This is a genomic window from Streptomyces sp. NPDC107521, assembly GCF_055598485.1.
Window position 1 is genome coordinate 15009 of sequence record NZ_JBVKAT010000015.1, and the last position, 15393, is coordinate 30401.

A 15393-nucleotide genomic window follows, 5' to 3' on the forward strand; every position below is an offset into this window, starting at 1 on the left:
AGGCAACCATGCCGGACACCACGACCACCAGGTACCTGCTCGGCGAACGGGACATCCCCCGTACCTGGCACAATCTGGCCGCCGACCTGGGCGGTCTCGCTCCGCCCGTCCATTCCGTCACCGGGCGGCCCGTGACCGCGGACGACCTCCTCGCGATCATGCCGCCGGAACTCGCCCGGCAGGAGACCAGCCACGAGGCCGAGATCGAGATCCCCTGGCAGATCCGGCAGGCCTACGCGCAGTGGCGGCCCACTCCCCTGTTCCGGGCCCGCCGCCTGGAACGCGCCCTCGGCACTCCGGCCCGGATCTACTACAAGTACGAGGGCTGCAGCCCCACCGGGAGCCACAAGGCCAACACCGCCGTCGCGCAGGCCTTCTACAACCAGCAGGCCGGCATCCGGCGGCTCGTCACCGACACCGGCGCCGGCCAGTGGGGTTCCTCGCTGGCCTACGCCGGGGCCCTCTTCGGGCTCGCCGTCCAGATCTTCATGGTGAGGGTCAGCTACCAGCACAAACCCCACCGCCGTACCTTCATGGAAGCCTACGGGGCCCGCTGCGTGCCCAGTCCCAGCCCCGAGACCGCCGCCGGACGGGCCGCGCTGGCCGCCGATCCCGACTGCGAGGGCAGCCTCGGCATCGCCATCTCCGAGGCCGCCGAACTCGCCCTGGCCGACCCCGCCACCAGCTTCGCCGGCGGCAGCGTCCTCAATCACGTCCTGCTGCACCAGAGCGTCATCGGCAAGGAAGCCGTCGCACAGCTCGCCCTCGCCGACGACCACCCCGACGTGCTGATCGGGTGCGTGGGCGGCGGCAGCAACCTCGGCGGGCTCATCGCGCCCTTCCTCCACCCGGCCGCCGGGCCCCCGCCCAGGATCATCGCGGTCGAACCCACCGCCTGCCCCACCCTCACCCGCGGGCAGATCGCCTACGACTTCGCCGACACCGCGGGGCTGACCCCCATGCTGCGGATGCACACCCTGGGCCACGCCTACATGCCGCCCGCCCTGCACGCGGGGGGCCTGCGCTACCACGGCATCGCCCCCCTGCTCAGCGCCGCTGTCGAGCGCGGCCTCGTCGAAGCGCTTTCGCTTCCCCAGACCGAATGCCTCGCGGCCGGGGTGCACTTCGCCCGCACCGAGGGGATCGTCCCCGCTCCCGAGTCCTCCCACGCGATCGCCGCCGTCGTCCGTGAGGCGCTGCGCTGCAAGGAGGCCGGACACGCCGAGAGCATCCTCTTCGGGCTGTCCGGGCACGGCCACTTCGACCTCACCGCCTATGAGAACCACCTCGCCGACCGCCTTCACGACCAGCCCCTCGACGAAGGCGCCCTCGCCGCGTCCTTCGCCCGGCTCCCGGCGGCGGCCCCGCTCGTCCAGGACTGACGTCCCGCGAGCGGCCCGAGCCCCGCACGGTGCGAAGGGAGCCGCGGGCCGGGGCGCGGGGCGTGCCCGACGCCGTTGCCGGGCCCTCTCCCCGGCAACGGCGGACCGCGCAGCCGGGGCTTCCGCGGCGGGGCCGGGCGGTGACCGCCCCGGGGCGGGGGGTTCTCGCGCGTACGCGCGGGGGCCGGCCGGGGCCCGGTCCGTCATCGGCACCGCTTCGAGGCCCCGTCATGACGGCCCCGGGACGCCCGTGTGTGCGTGGCGTGCAGGTCGGCCGTGTCGGGCAACAGGGCCGGGGCGGGCCGCTGTTCGGCACCCGGCGAAAGTCGGGGGTGATGCCTTCCGTTCGGCCGGGATTCGCCGTGCGTCCGGCTCCTAGGTTCGCTCGTATGAAGAGAGCGATGAGCGCAGGCGCGGCCGGGGGCCGGGCCCGGAACCGAGCGATGAGGGGCACCGGAGGCGGGGCCCGGGGTGCGGGAGAGCAGGGCGGGGCGCGGCCGCTGCTCGCCTGTGCCGTCCTGGCGGCGGGGGCGCTCGGCGTGGTGGGGCTCGCGCCCGGCGGCTGGGGCACGGACGAGGCGGTGCGGGTGCGGGACGGTGTCTCCGTGTCCGTGTACCGGTCGGTGACCGACGCGGTGGCGGATGCCCCGTCGTGGGCGGCGCCGCTGCTGGGGGCCGCCACCGAGGGCACCCTGGTGGTGCTCGGGCTGCTGCTGGTCCGGGTGTGGTGGGGCGCGGTCCGGCGCGGGGAGGCCCGGCTGTCGGGCGGCGCGGTGCTCACCGGCGTCGGCACCGTGCTCGCCTACGCGATCAGCGAGGCGGTGAAGCTGGTGGTGGACGAGGCACGGCCCTGCCGGGTCCTGGACGGTGCGGCGGAGGCGGTGGCCGAGTGCCCGCCGCCCGGCGACTGGTCCTTCCCGAGCAACCACGCCACGCTGGCCGCCGGCCTCGCGGTCGGGCTGGCCGCGCTGCGGCCCCGTCTGATGGCCGTCGTCCTGCCGCTGGCCGGGGCCGCGGCCTTGCTGCGGGTCGTGGTGGGCGTGCACTATCCGCACGACGTGCTCGCCGGTGCGCTTCTTGCGGCGGCGGTGGTCGGGGCCGTGCTGCTGGCGTTCCTGCCGCTCGCCCGGACGGCGGCCTCAGCGCTCGGGCGGCGGTCCGGCCGCCGCGGGCGGGACGATTCCGGCCTCGTGGGCGGCGACCGCCGCGGCGGCGCGGTTCTCCACCCCCAGCCGGGCCAGGATGGAGCTCACATGCGCCTTGACCGTGCCTTCCACCACGTGGAGGCGCCGGGCGATCTGCCCATTGGACAGCCCGCCGCCGAGCAGGACGAGCACATCGTGTTCCCGGGCGGTGAGGGAACGGACGCGTTCCCGGGCGGCGGCGCGGCGTTCGGCCCGGACGCCCGCCCCGGTCTCCGACAGATGGGCGACGACCCGGGCCGCGACCTTCGGTGAGAGATAGGCGGCGCCGTCGGCCACCGCGCGCACCCCTGCGATCAGTTCCTCGGGTTCGCCCGACTTGATCAGGAATCCGGTGGCGCCGCCCCCCAGTGCCCGGAGGATGTAGTCGTCCTCGCCGAAGGTCGTGAGCATCACCACCGCGGTTTGCGGTACGGTGCGCCGGATCTCGGCCGCCGCCTCGATGCCGTTCGTCCCCGGCATCCGGATGTCGAGCACGGCGACGGCGGGGCGGTGGCGGCGGGCCAGTTCCACGGCCTCGTGCCCGTCGCCCGCCTCGGCGACGACGTCGATCTCCGGGTCGATGGACAGCACGGAGCGCACGCCCCTGCGGATCATCGGCTCGTCGTCGGCGATCAGTACCCGGATCATCGGGCGGTCACCATTCCCTTCCGGGCGGGTGTGCGGGGTACGGGCGGAGTGCGGCGGGCGTGGCGGGTGCGGCGGGTTCACGGGGTCAGTGCCTCCTTGGACGTCAGCCTGCCGTCGCGGAAGCAGAGCCGGTACGCGTCTCCGGACCGGTCGTCGAAGCGGTCCGCCGTCATCGCGTAGTAGGCGCACGTGACGCCGTTCCCCCGTGGTTCGCCTCCCACCTGCCGTTGGGTGGTCTCGCGTTCGGGCAGCAGTCCGCGCAGTGTGTCCCGGTCCTGTCCCACCCTCAGCCGGGCGTAGTCGCCCGGGTCCAGCACGGACTGCCGCGAGGAGTGGACGTCCCAGCCCATGAGTGCGGCGCTCAGTGCCGCCCATGCCACCAGGGGCAGCACGATCGCGGTCACCAGGGCCCGCCGGGCCCGGCCGCGGGCGCGGCGGTGCTCCTGGGGCAGTGCCGGTGCCGGCTCCCGGGGTGCCGCCGACGCCGGGCGGCGGGCGGACGGGGTGTGCGGCAGCCGTGCGGTGACCTCGAAGCCGTCCTCGCACGGACCGTACGCGAAGGTGCCGCCTGCCAGCCGGACCCTTTCGTCCAGCCCGGTCAGGCCCCGTCCGGTGCCCGGTACGGATTCCGGACCGCCGCGTGCGGGGGCGCGGCCGTTGCGGACGTGGACCGCGGTCTCCTCGGCGGTGTACGTCACGCGCACGCTCACCGGTGCCTGCGGCGCGTGCTTGGCGGCGTTGGTCAGGGCCTCCTGAACGACGCGGTGGGCGGCCCGCGCGACGGTCCCGGGCGCTCCCGAGCCGTCGGCGTCGCCGTCGATCCGCAGTTCGACCACGAGCCCGGCGGCTGCGGCGTCGTCGACCAGGCGGGGGATGCCGGCGTCGGACGCCCGCGGCGGTTCCTCGTCCGTCTCCTCGCGGAGGATGCCGATCACCTCGCCGAGCCGTTCCACCGCCGCTGCCGCCCGGGCCCGGATCTCGCCCGCCGCCGCCCGCTGGGGCTCGTCCAGTCCCGGGGCCAGTTTGAGGGCGCCCGCCGACAGGGCGATGAGGCTCAGGTCGTGGCCGATGACGTCGTGCATGTCCTGGGCGATCCGGGCCCGTTCCCGCGAGCGTGCCTGCTCAGCGACGAGTCGCTGCTCGCGCTCCAGCCGGCCGGCCCGTTCCCAGCCGGCCCGGACGAGTTCCTGGTACTGGCGCCAGAACCGCCCGGCGAACCAGGGCAGCATCGCCGCCACCGACACCACGGCGACGTACCGCCCCGCCATGAGCAGCCAGGCCGGCACCATCGCCACCGCGACCACCCCGCCGGCGACGACCGCGGCGAGGACCAGGAGCGCGGGCCCGGCCCCGCCCGGCTCCCGGCCGGCGAAGAACGCCGTCACGGCCGCGGGCAGGGCCCACCACAGGCTGACGGCGCTCAGCCCGACGCAGGCCGCCGCGGCGACGGTCAGCAGGCCGCCGGGGACGACGGACGGCACGGCCCGGGGGGCGGCGGCGCGGGCGGTACGCCGGGGGGCACGCGGGACCCGCCGGACCCTGCTGTCGATGAACTCTGTCTTCACCCGCACGACGGTACGCAGCCGGGCGGATCCCCCGACACTGCCGAAAGTCGTCCTTGCCGCATGCGGAGCCCCCGCCCGCCGCTCCCGGCTTCGTCCGCTTCGTACGCTTCGAGCGGCTCCGGCTCGGCTTCCGCCGCCACGCGCGGGCGGACATCCGGGAGGTGCGGGTGGCCGTCCTGTCGGGCAGGGCCGGCTCGTCCGACGTCCCGGAGGTGGTGCCGGCCTCCGGCGGGACGGACCAGCTGCACATGATGTGGGGCAACAGCTTCGGGCGGGTCCGGAACAAGCGGGTCGGGCGGCCGGTGGCCGAGCTGGAGGCGGCGCGCGCGGCCGCTTCCGGACTCCGGTGAAGCAGGCCGCGCGGCCGTCCAACGGCACGAAGCGCTGGGGGTCGAGCGCGACGGCCCCGGGCCGGCCCCGGATGGTCGCTGCCTCGAACTCGGGGGCGTTCGGGGCGCCGGTGGTCCTGTTCTGCTGCCTCGGCCGGACGACGGGGCCCGGGCAGTGGGGTGACGCGGGAACGTACCTGCGGACGGGCATGCTGCCGCTGAGAGCGGAAGGGCTGCACCGCTGTCCCCGGGTGATGTGGACCATGTACCGCGAGACCGTCGGCCGGGCCGTCGGCGCCGACGGCGGTCTCGTACTGTTCTGCGGCATCTCGGCGGGGTCTGAGGAAGAGGGCGTGCCGAAGCCGCGTACCGGGCGAGCGGACATGGCGGAAACGGTGGGCCGGCCCACCGGGAGATCAATCGTCGGGCAGGTCCTGGAAGGTGTAGCGGGTGTGGCTGAACACCCGGCCGTCGTGCCCGAAGCCGTACGCCGTGCCGGGTGTCACCGCGAACAGCAGGCCGTCGCCCTTGCGGATACCGTCGCCGAAGCCGTGGAAGGTCCCCTCCGGGGAGGTGATGTGGTCCCCGTACTGCGCCTCGAACGCGGCGATGGCCCCGTTCTGCCGCGCCGGATCCGTCACCCGCTCGGCCGTGCCCTCGATCACGATGTCGAGGCCCTCGGAGAGCGAGTTGTGCCCGGTGGTGAGTGCGCAGTGGGGATTACCGGCCAGGTTCTTCGCCTTCTGCTCTCCCGGCCCGGTGCTGAAGTACAGCGCCCCCTCGTGCCAGGCGGCGATCAGGGGCGTGACGTGCAGCCGGCCGTCCGGGCGCACCGTGGTGATCCAGAAGATCTCGGCGGCCCGCAACCGACGCTCGGTCTCGGCCCAGTCGGTGGCGGTGACGTCCTTGGTGCCCGGGCGCGGGTCGAGCGCGGAGCTGTAGCGTGCGTCGAGCTCGGTCCTGGGCTGTTTCGTAGTCATGCGGATTTCCTTTCGCTCCCTTTTGCAACGAAGGCCACGCGGCCCGTGGGGAGGCTCGGGGTGCCTGCCGGGCGTCGGAACGGGCGGCCCCGGGCGGTGCCGCGACGGCACCGGCGTCCGTGCCCTTCGCCCGGCGCCGGACGGGGCCGCGGCCGACGCGGGCAGGGCCGGCCGGCATCATGCCGCCGGGGGTGGACGTCCGTTGGTGTGCGTGTGCTCCGCTCTGCGGTTGCCACTCCCGTTCCGTCTCCTGCGAGTGTGCGGTGGCGGCGGTTGGGCGATTCCGTCGGTTCCCCGGCCGCCGTGCCGATGATTCCAGCACCGGGGCTGTTCTGCTGTTCCCATGGAGAAACCACGCCGCCGGAAAGTCGTCATGGCCGGCCCCCGCTACCGGCGCACCGCCCCCGCGGCCCGGCGGCCCCGCGCCGGTCGGCGTACCGTCATGGCGGGCCTCGCGCTCGCGGCCTGTCTGGCCGTCACCGTCGGCCCGGCCGCCCCGGTGGGTGGCGCCGTTCACGGGCTCGGACGCTACTACGGGCAGCGTCTTGACTGGCGCAGCTGCGTCCTGGGCCCGGACGACCGGGAGGGCGCGGCGCTGGAACGGGCCGGTGCCCGCTGTGCGGAGGTCACGGTGCCGCTGGACTACGGCGACCCCGGCGGGCGCACCGTCACGCTGGCGCTCTCCCGGATCAGGGCCACCGACGGCCGCCACCGGATCGGTGCGCTGCTGCTCAACGACGGCGGTCCCGGCGCACCGACGATCGGGGCGCCGCCCCGGGTGCACACCGCGCTCAAGGAGACCGCCGCCCGCTTCGACATCGTCGGGCTGGACCCGCGCTTCGTCGGGCGCAGCGGGCAGATCGACTGCGGCTGGCCGGTCGGCGGGCTTCTCTCCGCCGGGTCGGGCCGCGCCTCCTTCGAACGCCAGGTCGCCCTCCACCGGGACCTCGCCGCCAGGTGCCGGGCGGCGGCCGGCGACCTGCTGCCGTACGCGGGCACCCGCGACGCGGCCCGGGACCTGGACGTGGTCCGGGGCGCGCTCGGCGAGCGGAGGATCTCGTTCGTCGGTCTGTCCTACGGCGCCCACCTCGGCACGGTGTACACCCAGATGTTCCCCGGTCGCTTCGACCGGATGGTCCTGGACGGCGCGCCGGATCCGCGCCACTCCGGCCCCGCGCTCCTGCCGAACCAACTGCCCGGGCAGGAGCGGGCCTTCGCCGACTGGGCGCGCTGGACGGCACGGCGCCACGGCACGTACGGGCTCGGGCGGACCCGGGAGGAGGTGACCGCCGGAATCCTGCGCACCGTGGCGACCGCGGCGGCCCGCCCGCTCGTCGTCGGCACCGGCGACGAGGTCTTCCGGCTCGACGACACCCGGGTGCCGGTGCTGTTCTTCATCGGTCTCGTGGGCGATTCCGACCGGCAGCGGTCGGCCCTCGCCGAGCAGATGGCGATGCTCGCGGAGGCCGCCGAGGGGCTGCCGGTCACCCCCTCGGCCCCCGCCACCGCGCTGCTGCGGCTGCTGTTCGGCCCGCAGGGATCACCGAGCGGCAGCGCCACGCAGGCCGTCCTGTGCGCGGACCGTGCCGCGCCGCGCGGTCCCGAGTACTACTGGCGCCGGATCGAGGCCGGGCGCGCCGGGCACCCGCTGCTCGGTCCGCTGCTCGGCAACATCAGCCCCTGTGCCTTCTGGGGCGCTCCGCGCGAGGCGCCCACCGAGGTGCGCGTCGGTGCGCGGGTGCTGATCCTCTCCGCCACCGGAGACCCCCGCACGCCGCACCGTGACAGCGTCGCCCTGCACCGGATGCTGACCGGCTCACGTCTGCTGACCCTCGAAGGTGCCGACCAGCACGGGCTCTACGGCCTCTACGGCAACGCGTGCGTCGACGACGCGGTCAACGCCTATCTCGCCGGCGGCCGTCTGCCGGACACGGACCCGGTGTGCGCTCGCCGGTAGCGGGCCGGGGCGCGTGCTGTGGCCGACACGGGTCGCCCGGGCCCGTACGCAGAGCGGCCTCGCGGCGTGTGCGCGGACCGGCGCCTCCGGGCGGGCGGGGCGTGGGGGGAGGGCCCGGTGCGGGGCTCGGCGCGGAGGGTGGCCGGCCGTGCGGTGCCGTGGGGCGCCGACCGGGATCCTGCTCCCAGGGCGGGATCGTCCTCGGGCCCCATGACGTGGGCCGGAGCCCGGGAAGAATGTATGTCGAGGTGTCGAGAAAGGGCTGAGGAAGGAACACCATGCCCCCAATCCCTGCCGCGCCCGTCGCGGGGCGGAGCAGGACGTTTTCCGGCGAGAGCCTGCCCCGGACCCGTGACGACGCCCTCGTCGCGGTCGGTGCGGCGGCTCTGGACCTGATCGGCTTCGTCCTCACCAGCCAGGATGTGCAGGGGTTCGTCCCCGTGGCCGGCTGTCTGCTGATGGCGGTGTCCGTCCTGGTGCTCCTCCTTCGGCGGCGGGCCCCGGTGCTCACCTTCGTCGCCGTCCTGGCCGTCGGGCTCGCCGTCCATCTGAGCTGGCCGGTGGGGCAGGGCTTCAACGCCGCCATGATCGTCGCCCTCTACTCCCTCGTGCGTCTGCGGGGTCCGGCCGTGTACGTGCCGGCGTCCCTGGTGAGTGCGGTGCTGCCCCTGGCCGGGCAGGTGCCCTGGTCGCGGGCCTCGTTCCTGAATCTGGCGGGGAACTGCGTAGGTGTGCTGTTCGTGGTCGTGGCCGGGCTCGTGGTCAATCGCTGGCAGCAGGAGGTGGAGGCGAACCGCAGGCTGCTGGCCGAGCGGGCCGTGGCCGACGAGCGGCGCCGTATCGCCCGCGAGATGCACGACATCGTCGCCCATCACGTCACGACGATGCGGCTGTTGGCGGGCGGTGCCCGCGCCAATCTGGACCGGAACCCGGAGGTCGTGCGGGATGCCCTCGTCACCCTGGAGGGCCTGGGCCGGACCGCGCTGCACGAGATGCGGCAGCTCCTCGACGTGCTGCGGGCCGACGGGGAGGCGCGGGAGATGACGACCGTGCCCCATCCGGGCGTCGCGGACCTGGAGCGGATCGTCGCCGAGTCCTGTGCGGCGGGCCTGCCCACGGAGTTCGAAGTGCGGGGCGTCTTACGGCAGTTGCCTGCCGGTATGGAGCTGACGGTGTTCCGTGTCGTGCAGGAGGCGCTGACGAACACCCGCAAGCACGCCGGGAGCGGTGCCCGTGCGCGTGTGTGTCTCACGTACGGGGAGCGTGAGACGACGGTGGAGGTGGTGGACGGCGGGGACGGGACGGCGGAGGGCTTCGTGTCCGTGGCCGGTTGCGGGTACGGCCTGATCGGCATGCGTGAACGCGTCGCGCTGCACGGGGGGTCGCTGGAGACGGGCCGGCGCGAGGGCCGGGGCTACCGGGTCGCGGCCCGGCTGCCGCTGCCGGCGGACGAGGGGGCGCCGCGATGAGCGGGGCGGCGGACGGTGGGAGCGGGGCGGGGGCGGCGGGTCCCTCGGTCATCCGGGTGCTGATCGCCGATGACCAACTCCTGGTACGCCATGGTCTGGTGCTCATGCTCGGGCCCGAACCCACCGTTGAGGTCGTCGGCGAGGCCGCCGACGGCGCGCGGGCCGTGGAACTCGCGCGGCGGCTGCGGCCCGATGTCGTGGTCATGGACATCCGGATGCCGGGCCTGGACGGCATCGCCGCCACGGGACGGCTCGCCCGGGAGGTGCCGGACTGCCGGGTCCTCGCGCTGAGCACCTTCGACCTGGACGAGTACGTGGTGGCCGCGCTGCGCGCGGGCGCCTGCGGCTTCCTGCCCAAGGACGTCTCGCCCGAGGAACTGGTCACGGCGCTGCACGTGGTCCGCACCGGCGAGGCGGTGGTCGCCCCGCGCCTGCTGACCCGTCTGATCTCCTCGTACGTGACGGTCCCGCGGCACCCCGCGGAGCCCGCCGCCGGGGCCGTGCCCGCGGGCGTCCTGGCCGGGCTGACGCCGCGCGAGCGCGAGGTGTGGCGGCTGATCGCCACCGGCCTGGGCAACACGGCGATCGCCGCGGAGATGTTCATCAGTCCGTCGACGGTGAAGAACCACATCACCGCGCTCTTCGCGAAGCTCCGGGTCCGTGACCGGGCGCAGGCGGTGATCGCCGCCTACGAGGTGGGTCTGGTGAGGGCGGGCGAGCACGGGTGACGGGGGCGGGCGGCGGCGGGGGACGGCGGGCTCAGCCGGTGGTGGGCAGGTAGCGCGGCGTCCTCCGGGCCTGCGTCGCCTGCTCGAAGGCGTACGCGTAGCCGAGGAGTCGGGCGTCGCTCGCCCTGGTGCCGAGGAAGGTCACGCCGAGCGGGAGTCCCTCGGCGGTGTATCCGGCGGGGACGCTGATCTGGGGGTAGCCCGCGGCGACGGAGCTGTTGGTGGTGCTGGCGAACGGGTTCGTGTCCCCGTCCTTGAACTGGTGGTCGGCCGCCGGTGCGGGCAGGGCGGTGGGGGTGACGATCGCGTCCAGCCTCTTCGTCCTCAGCACGTCGTCGATCGAGCGGCGGGCGAGGCCGGTGGCAGCGGCACGATGTGCCCGGTACGCCGGATCCTCCAGGCCGGCGCCGTTCTTCTGCGCCTCCGTGAAGTACATCTGCCCGAACCAGTCCATCCGTTCGGCGCGGGGGTGGTTCTCGTTGTACGCGATGAGGCCGGCCAGGTCCTTCGGGTGGGAGCCGGGCGTGGCGGCGAGGTAGGCGTTGATGTCGTGCTTGAACTCGGAGAGCAGCGCCGGCAGGAGGTGGCTGAGCAGTTCCTCCGGTTCGGTCACGTCGGCGCCCTCGACCACGGTCGCGCCCAGCGCCTCCAGTTCGCGCACGGTCGCCTCGAAGACCCGGTCGACGTCGTGGTCCACGCCGGTGTGGCCCGCGCGCCACACGCCTATGCGCCTGCCGCGCAGCGCGCCCCGGTCCAGGAATCCGCCGATGTCGGCGGGCAGGGTCCCGGCGGTGGCGGTGTCCGGGTCGGCGGGGTCGGGGCCGCTGATCACGGACAGGGTGAGGGCGGCATCGGTGACGTTGCGGGCCAGGGGGCCCGGGGTGTCGTGACGGGAGGAGATCGGCACGATGCCGGTCCGGCTCGCCGTCCCCAGCGTGGGGCGCATGCCGACGGTGGACGTCAGGCCCGCCGGGTCGACGATGGAGCCGCCGGTGTCGGTGCCGAGCGTCACCGTGGCGAGGTTCGCGGCAGCGGCGGCGGCCGAACCGCTGGAGGACCCGGCGGCGCTGCGGTCCAGGACGTACGGGTTCCGGGTCAGCCCGCCGACCGCGCTCCAGCCCGCTACGGCGTACGGGTCACGGAAGTTGGCCCACTCCGTCATGTTCGCCTTGCCGAGGATCACGGCTCCGGCGGCGCGCAGCCGCTTCACCACCTGCGCGTCCCGGTCCGGCCGCGCGCCGAGGAGCGCGGTCGAACCGGCCGTGGTCGGCTGGCGGTCGGCGGTGTTCATGTTCTCCTTCAGCAGCACCGGGATTCCCTCCAGCGGCCCCCGTGCCCCGTGGGTTCGGCGCGTCTGGTCGCTGGCCCGGGCGATGTCCCTCGCGTCGGGGTTGACCGTGACCACGGCCCTGAGCCCGGGGTTCAGCCGGCGGATCCGCTTCAGGTACAGATCGGTGAGCTGCTGCGACGTGAGCCGTCCATGGGCCATCGCGCGCTGGATGTCGGGAATGGTCATGTGCTCCAGGTGCGCTGCCCGCACCGTGGGGGGCCGGGTTCCGGCGCGGGTGGTCTGGTTGGCCTGAGCCACCGGGGAAACGGTCAAACCGGTTGCCGCAGCGGCTGCCAGGGCGCAGCGCAGCGTGGTCCGGACCTTCGGTCGCACAGTGACTCCTTACTCCCTGACGTGCCGTCTTCCTGCCGTTGGGCCGGGCGGCGGCACGTCGTACGTCTTCCTGGAGCAGGAACAGTAGGTTCGGCGGTGTGGTCCCCGACAGTGAGCAGGCTCCTGATTCAGCGGGGTCGTTCGGGAACTCCTGGGGGCGTGCTCCCAGGAGCAACGCCGTACACGGGTCAGCGGCTTCGCGGCCGGGGCCGCGTTCGTCGGGCTCCGCCGCCGGTGGTTCCCCGCGGCGGCGGGGGCGCGGCGAGGGTGTGCGGCCGGGGTGCGGTGCGCGGGGTGGCGCGGGTGCGGCGTCGTGCGGGTGCGGCGTCGTGCGGGTGCGCGGAGTGGGCTGCCCGGCGGGAGGGGCGGGTGCGCCGGCGGGAGGGGCTGGTGCTTCTCGTTCGCGCGGCAGCCGTCCGCCTCCACCGCGGCCGGGGGGGTGCGTGGCCGCCGCTCACGGTGAGCGGGCCCATGTCCTCCGTCGCACCGTCACCGCCGAAGTGGTCCGGCTCGGGCTCCGCCGGTGATCCACCGGGCGGAGCCCGGTGGCCGTCGCACCGTCCGGGTTCAGGGGGTGCGACGGGCTTCGAGGTCCGGGAGGACCGGCCGGGGTCCTGGTGACGGGTCAGACGGCGCCGGTGAAGGTGTCGCAGCGGGCCGGGGAGCCCGTGGTGTACCCGGTGGTGAACCAGTGGACCCGCTGCCGCGAGCTGCCGTGGGTCCAGCTCTCCGGGTCGACGCGGCCCTGGGTGCGTTCCTGGATGCGGTCGTCGCCGATGGCCTCCGCGGCGTCGAGGCCCTCGCGGATGTCGGAGTCGGTGAACGGTGCCTCGAAGAAGCCGGTGGTGACGGCGTTCTTGGCCCAGGCGCCGGCGTAGCAGTCGGCCTGGAGTTCCAGCCGGACCGAGCCGCTGTCGGCTCCCGTACGGTCCCGGCCGGCGCGGTTCATGGTGCCCAGCAGGTTCTGCACATGGTGCCCGTACTCGTGGCCGATGACGTACGCCTGCGCGAAGGGTCCGCCCTTGGCGCCGAAGCGGTCCTCCAGTTCCCGGAAGAAGCCGAGGTCGAGGTAGACGCCGCGGTCGGCCGGGCAGTAGAACGGGCCCATGGCGGAGGTGGCCCGGCCGCATCCGGTGCTCCAGGTGCCGGACACCAGGGTGGTGCCGGCCTTGCTGTAGGTCTGCTGGAAGTGCTCGGGAAGAGCGCCCTGCCAGTAGCGCTGGATGCTGTTGACGACGCCCACCACGCGGCATTTCTCCGACTGGTTGGCGTCGCTGCCCTTGCGGCACTTCTCGTTCAGGTTCTCACCCGGCTGGGAGGCGGCGGGGGCCGAGTCGTCGCCGTTCAGGAGATTGGCCGGGTTGACGCCCAGGAACAGTGCGACGACCAGGACGACGACGCCGACGAGGCCGCCGCCGATGGTGAGCCCGCCTCCGGGTATGCGGCCGCCGCCGCTGCCGCGGTCATCGACCTGGGAGGCATCAAGATCCACGTCGTCGCGGAATTCCATGGGTCGTCCGTCTCCTGGGGGTTGGTGATCGCCCCCATTCTGCCCGGTGCCGCGGACCGGTCGCGCGAATGGGGAAGGCGCGGCCGCGCGTCCCACGGGGGGCGCCGCCGGTTTCCGGGTGCGCGGGCGTGCCCCCGGGCCCTGCGGGGCGGGCCGCCCGCGCGCACGCGGTGGTCCGCAGCCCGTCCGGGCTCAGCGGTCGTCGCGGGCCGTCGGCGGGCCCGGCGGGGCGGGGCTGGAGCGGGGCGCGGCCGGATCCGTCGGTCGAGCCGTTCGGATTCGTCGGCGCGCGAACCGGTGGGCCCGGTGAACCGCGCGGTGAACCGCGCCGAGCGCGGCGGCCGTCCGGTGTTCCGCGCTCCCGGTGGAGGAGGTGCCCGGGCGGGAGGAGCGGCCGTCGTGGCCGGCCGGTTCCTCCCGGGGCGCGGTGAGGTCGGTGAAGTCCTCGTGGTGGAGTCCGCGAAGCCGGGGGCCGGCGGGGTGCGGCCGGCGGTGAGGAGCCCGGTGAACCGTGTCGTGGCGCGGGCGGGCGTCCTTGGCTCCCCGTCCGGCCGTGCCGGTGGCGCCGGAGGGGACGGTGCGCGCGGTGTCTGCGTCCTGCCGCGGTGGCGGGCGGGCCCGGGCTTCGTCCGGTGTCGCATGGCGGTGCCGGGGCGGGCCCGGGTGGTGAGGCCGGGCAGGACGAGGGTGAGCCGGCGGGCGGTGGTGTCGGGGGCGCGCCGGGTGGGGGCGTTGCCGAGGAGCGGGTGGAGGCCGGCGAGGGTGATGCCGGGGTGGACGTCGCCCTGGGCCTGTCCGGTGCGGATGAAGGGGTTCAGCGCGGTGGTGACGCGCTGGAGGGGAGGCGCCGGGGTCGGGGGCGGGGGCTGCGCCGAGGGCGCGGGCGGCGGCCTTGACTACGCCGCCGAGGCGTGCGCGGTGGCACTCGGCCGGTCCGGCGGCGTCCGTCCCGGCGAGCCGGTGGTGCCCACCACCCGTACCGGCAACGTCCGTTCGACGCGTCTCGTGGCGGAACCGGGGTTCGCCGAGGTGGTGCGGTTCCCCGCCCGGGGCGCCGAGCAGTGGCTCGGCATGCGGGTCCCGGCCGCGTCCTCCGCCTGAGCGCGCGCTCCGCGGCGGCCCCGCCGGGTTCGTCCGGGGGCGGGTGGGAAACGGGGGGCGGGTTCGCTACGCGCGGGTGGCCTCGAAGGTCCACACGTCGTCCGCGGCGGTCGGCGCGGTGCCCGCCCGGTAGCCGCCGTGGACACCGACCCGGGCAAAGCCCGCCCGGTGCAGCATGGCGGTGAACTCGGCCAGCCCGAACCACAGCAGGGAGAAGACCTGGAGTTCGGTGCGCGTCAGGGCGCCGCTCCGCCAGGCTTCGTAGCGGAGCCAGCGGGTGGTGCGCTGGGCGACCGGGTCCACGTGGGTGCGCCAGGTGGTGAGGGTGATGAGGTTGTCGCCGCTCCAGTGGTGGCGGACCGGTCCGTCGTCGGGGGCCGTGCCCGTGGACGGCGGTTCGACGTCGACGATCAGCCGTCCTCCCGGGGCCAGGTTCCCGTGCATGGCGGCGAGCGCGGTCCGCGCGCTCGCCTGATCGGGCAGCAGGGCGAAGGACCCCGTGGGGATCACGATCGCCTCGTAGGCCCCCGGGGCGTGGTGCGTGGTCATGTCGCCCTCGGACAGTTCGGCCCGCACCCCGCGCCGGGCGCAGTTGAGGCGGCACTGCTCCAGCATGGCGGCCGAGGTGTCGTATCCGCGTACGTCCAGCCCCTGTTCGAGCAGGGGGATCAGGACGCGGCCGGTTCCCACGGCGGGTTCCAGGACGGGGCCGGACACGTTCCGCAGGCGGTCGGCGTAGAACTCGACGTCTCCGAACGAGGTGCCGACCGGCTTGTCGAGTTCGTAGAACAGGGTGGCCAGCGGGCCGTAGCGCCAGGCGGTGTCGTCGAAGCGGGAGTGCATGGGTTCCTCGGGGTGATGTCCGGGCGGACGGGCG

12 protein-coding genes and 2 pseudogenes are annotated in these 15393 nt (G+C 74.8%); 8 read left to right on the forward strand and 6 right to left on the reverse strand.

Translation table 11 applies throughout. The annotated features are described in order from the left end of the window. Positions 1–8: 8 nt before the first annotated feature. Positions 9–1382, forward strand: a complete 1374-nt coding sequence (locus ACZ7LB_RS21795; protein WP_471470424.1) for a TrpB-like pyridoxal phosphate-dependent enzyme — start codon at positions 9–11, stop codon at positions 1380–1382. A gap of 443 nt (positions 1383–1825) precedes the next feature. After that, positions 1826–2548 (forward strand): annotated as a pseudogene (locus ACZ7LB_RS21800) (phosphatase PAP2 family protein); the annotation flags it as partial. On the opposite strand, the gene ACZ7LB_RS21805 reads toward ACZ7LB_RS21800, so the two are convergent. After that, a complete protein-coding gene (locus tag ACZ7LB_RS21805) occupies positions 2522–3214 on the reverse strand; it encodes a response regulator (RefSeq protein WP_471470425.1) in 693 nt (230 codons plus the stop codon). The pseudogene ACZ7LB_RS21800 and the gene ACZ7LB_RS21805 overlap by 27 nt on opposite strands. Positions 3215–3291: 77 nt before the next feature. Next, entirely contained in the window at positions 3292–4779 is a 1488-nt protein-coding gene (locus ACZ7LB_RS21810) for a sensor histidine kinase (RefSeq protein ID WP_471470427.1), read from the reverse strand. A gap of 53 nt (positions 4780–4832) precedes the next feature. Between ACZ7LB_RS21810 and ACZ7LB_RS21815 the strand changes: the two genes are divergently transcribed. Then, positions 4833–5129 carry a hypothetical protein gene (locus ACZ7LB_RS21815; RefSeq protein ID WP_471470429.1) on the forward strand — a complete coding sequence of 99 codons (297 nt, stop codon included), beginning with the start codon at positions 4833–4835 and terminating at the stop codon, positions 5127–5129. A 10-nt stretch (positions 5130–5139) separates the two neighbouring features. Beyond that, positions 5140–5506: pseudogene (locus tag ACZ7LB_RS21820) on the forward strand (nitroreductase family protein); the annotation flags it as partial. Between the two features lie 18 nt (positions 5507–5524). On the opposite strand, the gene ACZ7LB_RS21825 reads toward ACZ7LB_RS21820, so the two are convergent. Then, positions 5525–6088, reverse strand: a complete 564-nt coding sequence (locus tag ACZ7LB_RS21825; RefSeq protein WP_471470431.1) for a pyridoxamine 5'-phosphate oxidase family protein — start codon at positions 6086–6088, stop codon at positions 5525–5527. A gap of 343 nt (positions 6089–6431) precedes the next feature. On the opposite strand from ACZ7LB_RS21825, the gene ACZ7LB_RS21830 reads away from it, so the two are divergent. The 3 genes from ACZ7LB_RS21830 to ACZ7LB_RS21840 all read left to right on the forward strand — a co-directional run bounded on the left by ACZ7LB_RS21830 (position 6432) and on the right by ACZ7LB_RS21840 (position 10242). Continuing rightward, positions 6432–8045: an alpha/beta fold hydrolase gene (locus ACZ7LB_RS21830; RefSeq protein WP_471470433.1), complete on the forward strand. Its 1614-nt coding sequence runs from the start codon at positions 6432–6434 to the stop codon at positions 8043–8045. A gap of 278 nt (positions 8046–8323) precedes the next feature. Continuing rightward, entirely contained in the window at positions 8324–9514 is a 1191-nt protein-coding gene (locus ACZ7LB_RS21835; RefSeq protein ID WP_471470435.1) for a sensor histidine kinase, read from the forward strand. After that, a complete protein-coding gene (locus ACZ7LB_RS21840; RefSeq protein ID WP_471470437.1) occupies positions 9511–10242 on the forward strand; it encodes a response regulator in 732 nt (243 codons plus the stop codon). Before ACZ7LB_RS21835 ends, ACZ7LB_RS21840 begins: the two co-directional genes overlap by 4 nt. 31 nt (positions 10243–10273) lie before the next feature. Here the strand turns inward: ACZ7LB_RS21840 and ACZ7LB_RS21845 are convergent, their stop codons facing one another. Together ACZ7LB_RS21845 and ypfJ are read right to left on the reverse strand one after the other, a co-directional pair. Then, positions 10274–11905 (reverse strand): amidase, encoded by a 1632-nt coding sequence (locus ACZ7LB_RS21845; protein ID WP_471470439.1) that lies wholly within the window; start codon positions 11903–11905, stop codon positions 10274–10276. Between the two features lie 625 nt (positions 11906–12530). Then, positions 12531–13415: a KPN_02809 family neutral zinc metallopeptidase gene (gene ypfJ, locus ACZ7LB_RS21850; protein ID WP_471470441.1), complete on the reverse strand. Its 885-nt coding sequence runs from the start codon at positions 13413–13415 to the stop codon at positions 12531–12533. Positions 13416–14180: 765 nt separating this feature from the next. On the opposite strand from ypfJ, the gene ACZ7LB_RS21855 reads away from it, so the two are divergent. Next, on the forward strand, positions 14181–14516 hold the full coding sequence (locus ACZ7LB_RS21855; protein WP_471470443.1) for a hypothetical protein: 336 nt from the start codon (positions 14181–14183) through the stop codon (positions 14514–14516). A 66-nt stretch (positions 14517–14582) separates the two neighbouring features. Here the strand turns inward: ACZ7LB_RS21855 and ACZ7LB_RS21860 are convergent, their stop codons facing one another. Next, positions 14583–15359 carry a class I SAM-dependent methyltransferase gene (locus ACZ7LB_RS21860; protein ID WP_471470445.1) on the reverse strand — a complete coding sequence of 259 codons (777 nt, stop codon included), beginning with the start codon at positions 15357–15359 and terminating at the stop codon, positions 14583–14585. Between the last annotated feature and the right edge of the window lie 34 nt (positions 15360–15393).

Coding starts and splice junctions, on each gene's coding strand:
- ACZ7LB_RS21805 (WP_471470425.1), bottom strand. CDS start 3,214: ATGATCCGGGTACTGATCGCCGACGACGAGCCGATGATCCGCAGGGGC.
- ACZ7LB_RS21825 (WP_471470431.1), bottom strand. CDS start 6,088: ATGACTACGAAACAGCCCAGGACCGAGCTCGACGCACGCTACAGCTCC.
- ACZ7LB_RS21840 (WP_471470437.1), top strand. CDS start 9,511: ATGAGCGGGGCGGCGGACGGTGGGAGCGGGGCGGGGGCGGCGGGTCCC.
- ACZ7LB_RS21795 (WP_471470424.1), top strand. CDS start 9: ATGCCGGACACCACGACCACCAGGTACCTGCTCGGCGAACGGGACATC.
- ACZ7LB_RS21860 (WP_471470445.1), bottom strand. CDS start 15,359: ATGCACTCCCGCTTCGACGACACCGCCTGGCGCTACGGCCCGCTGGCC.
- ACZ7LB_RS21835 (WP_471470435.1), top strand. CDS start 8,324: ATGCCCCCAATCCCTGCCGCGCCCGTCGCGGGGCGGAGCAGGACGTTT.
- ACZ7LB_RS21830 (WP_471470433.1), top strand. CDS start 6,432: ATGGAGAAACCACGCCGCCGGAAAGTCGTCATGGCCGGCCCCCGCTAC.
- ACZ7LB_RS21855 (WP_471470443.1), top strand. CDS start 14,181: ATGCCGGGGTGGACGTCGCCCTGGGCCTGTCCGGTGCGGATGAAGGGG.
- ypfJ (WP_471470441.1), bottom strand. CDS start 13,415: ATGGAATTCCGCGACGACGTGGATCTTGATGCCTCCCAGGTCGATGAC.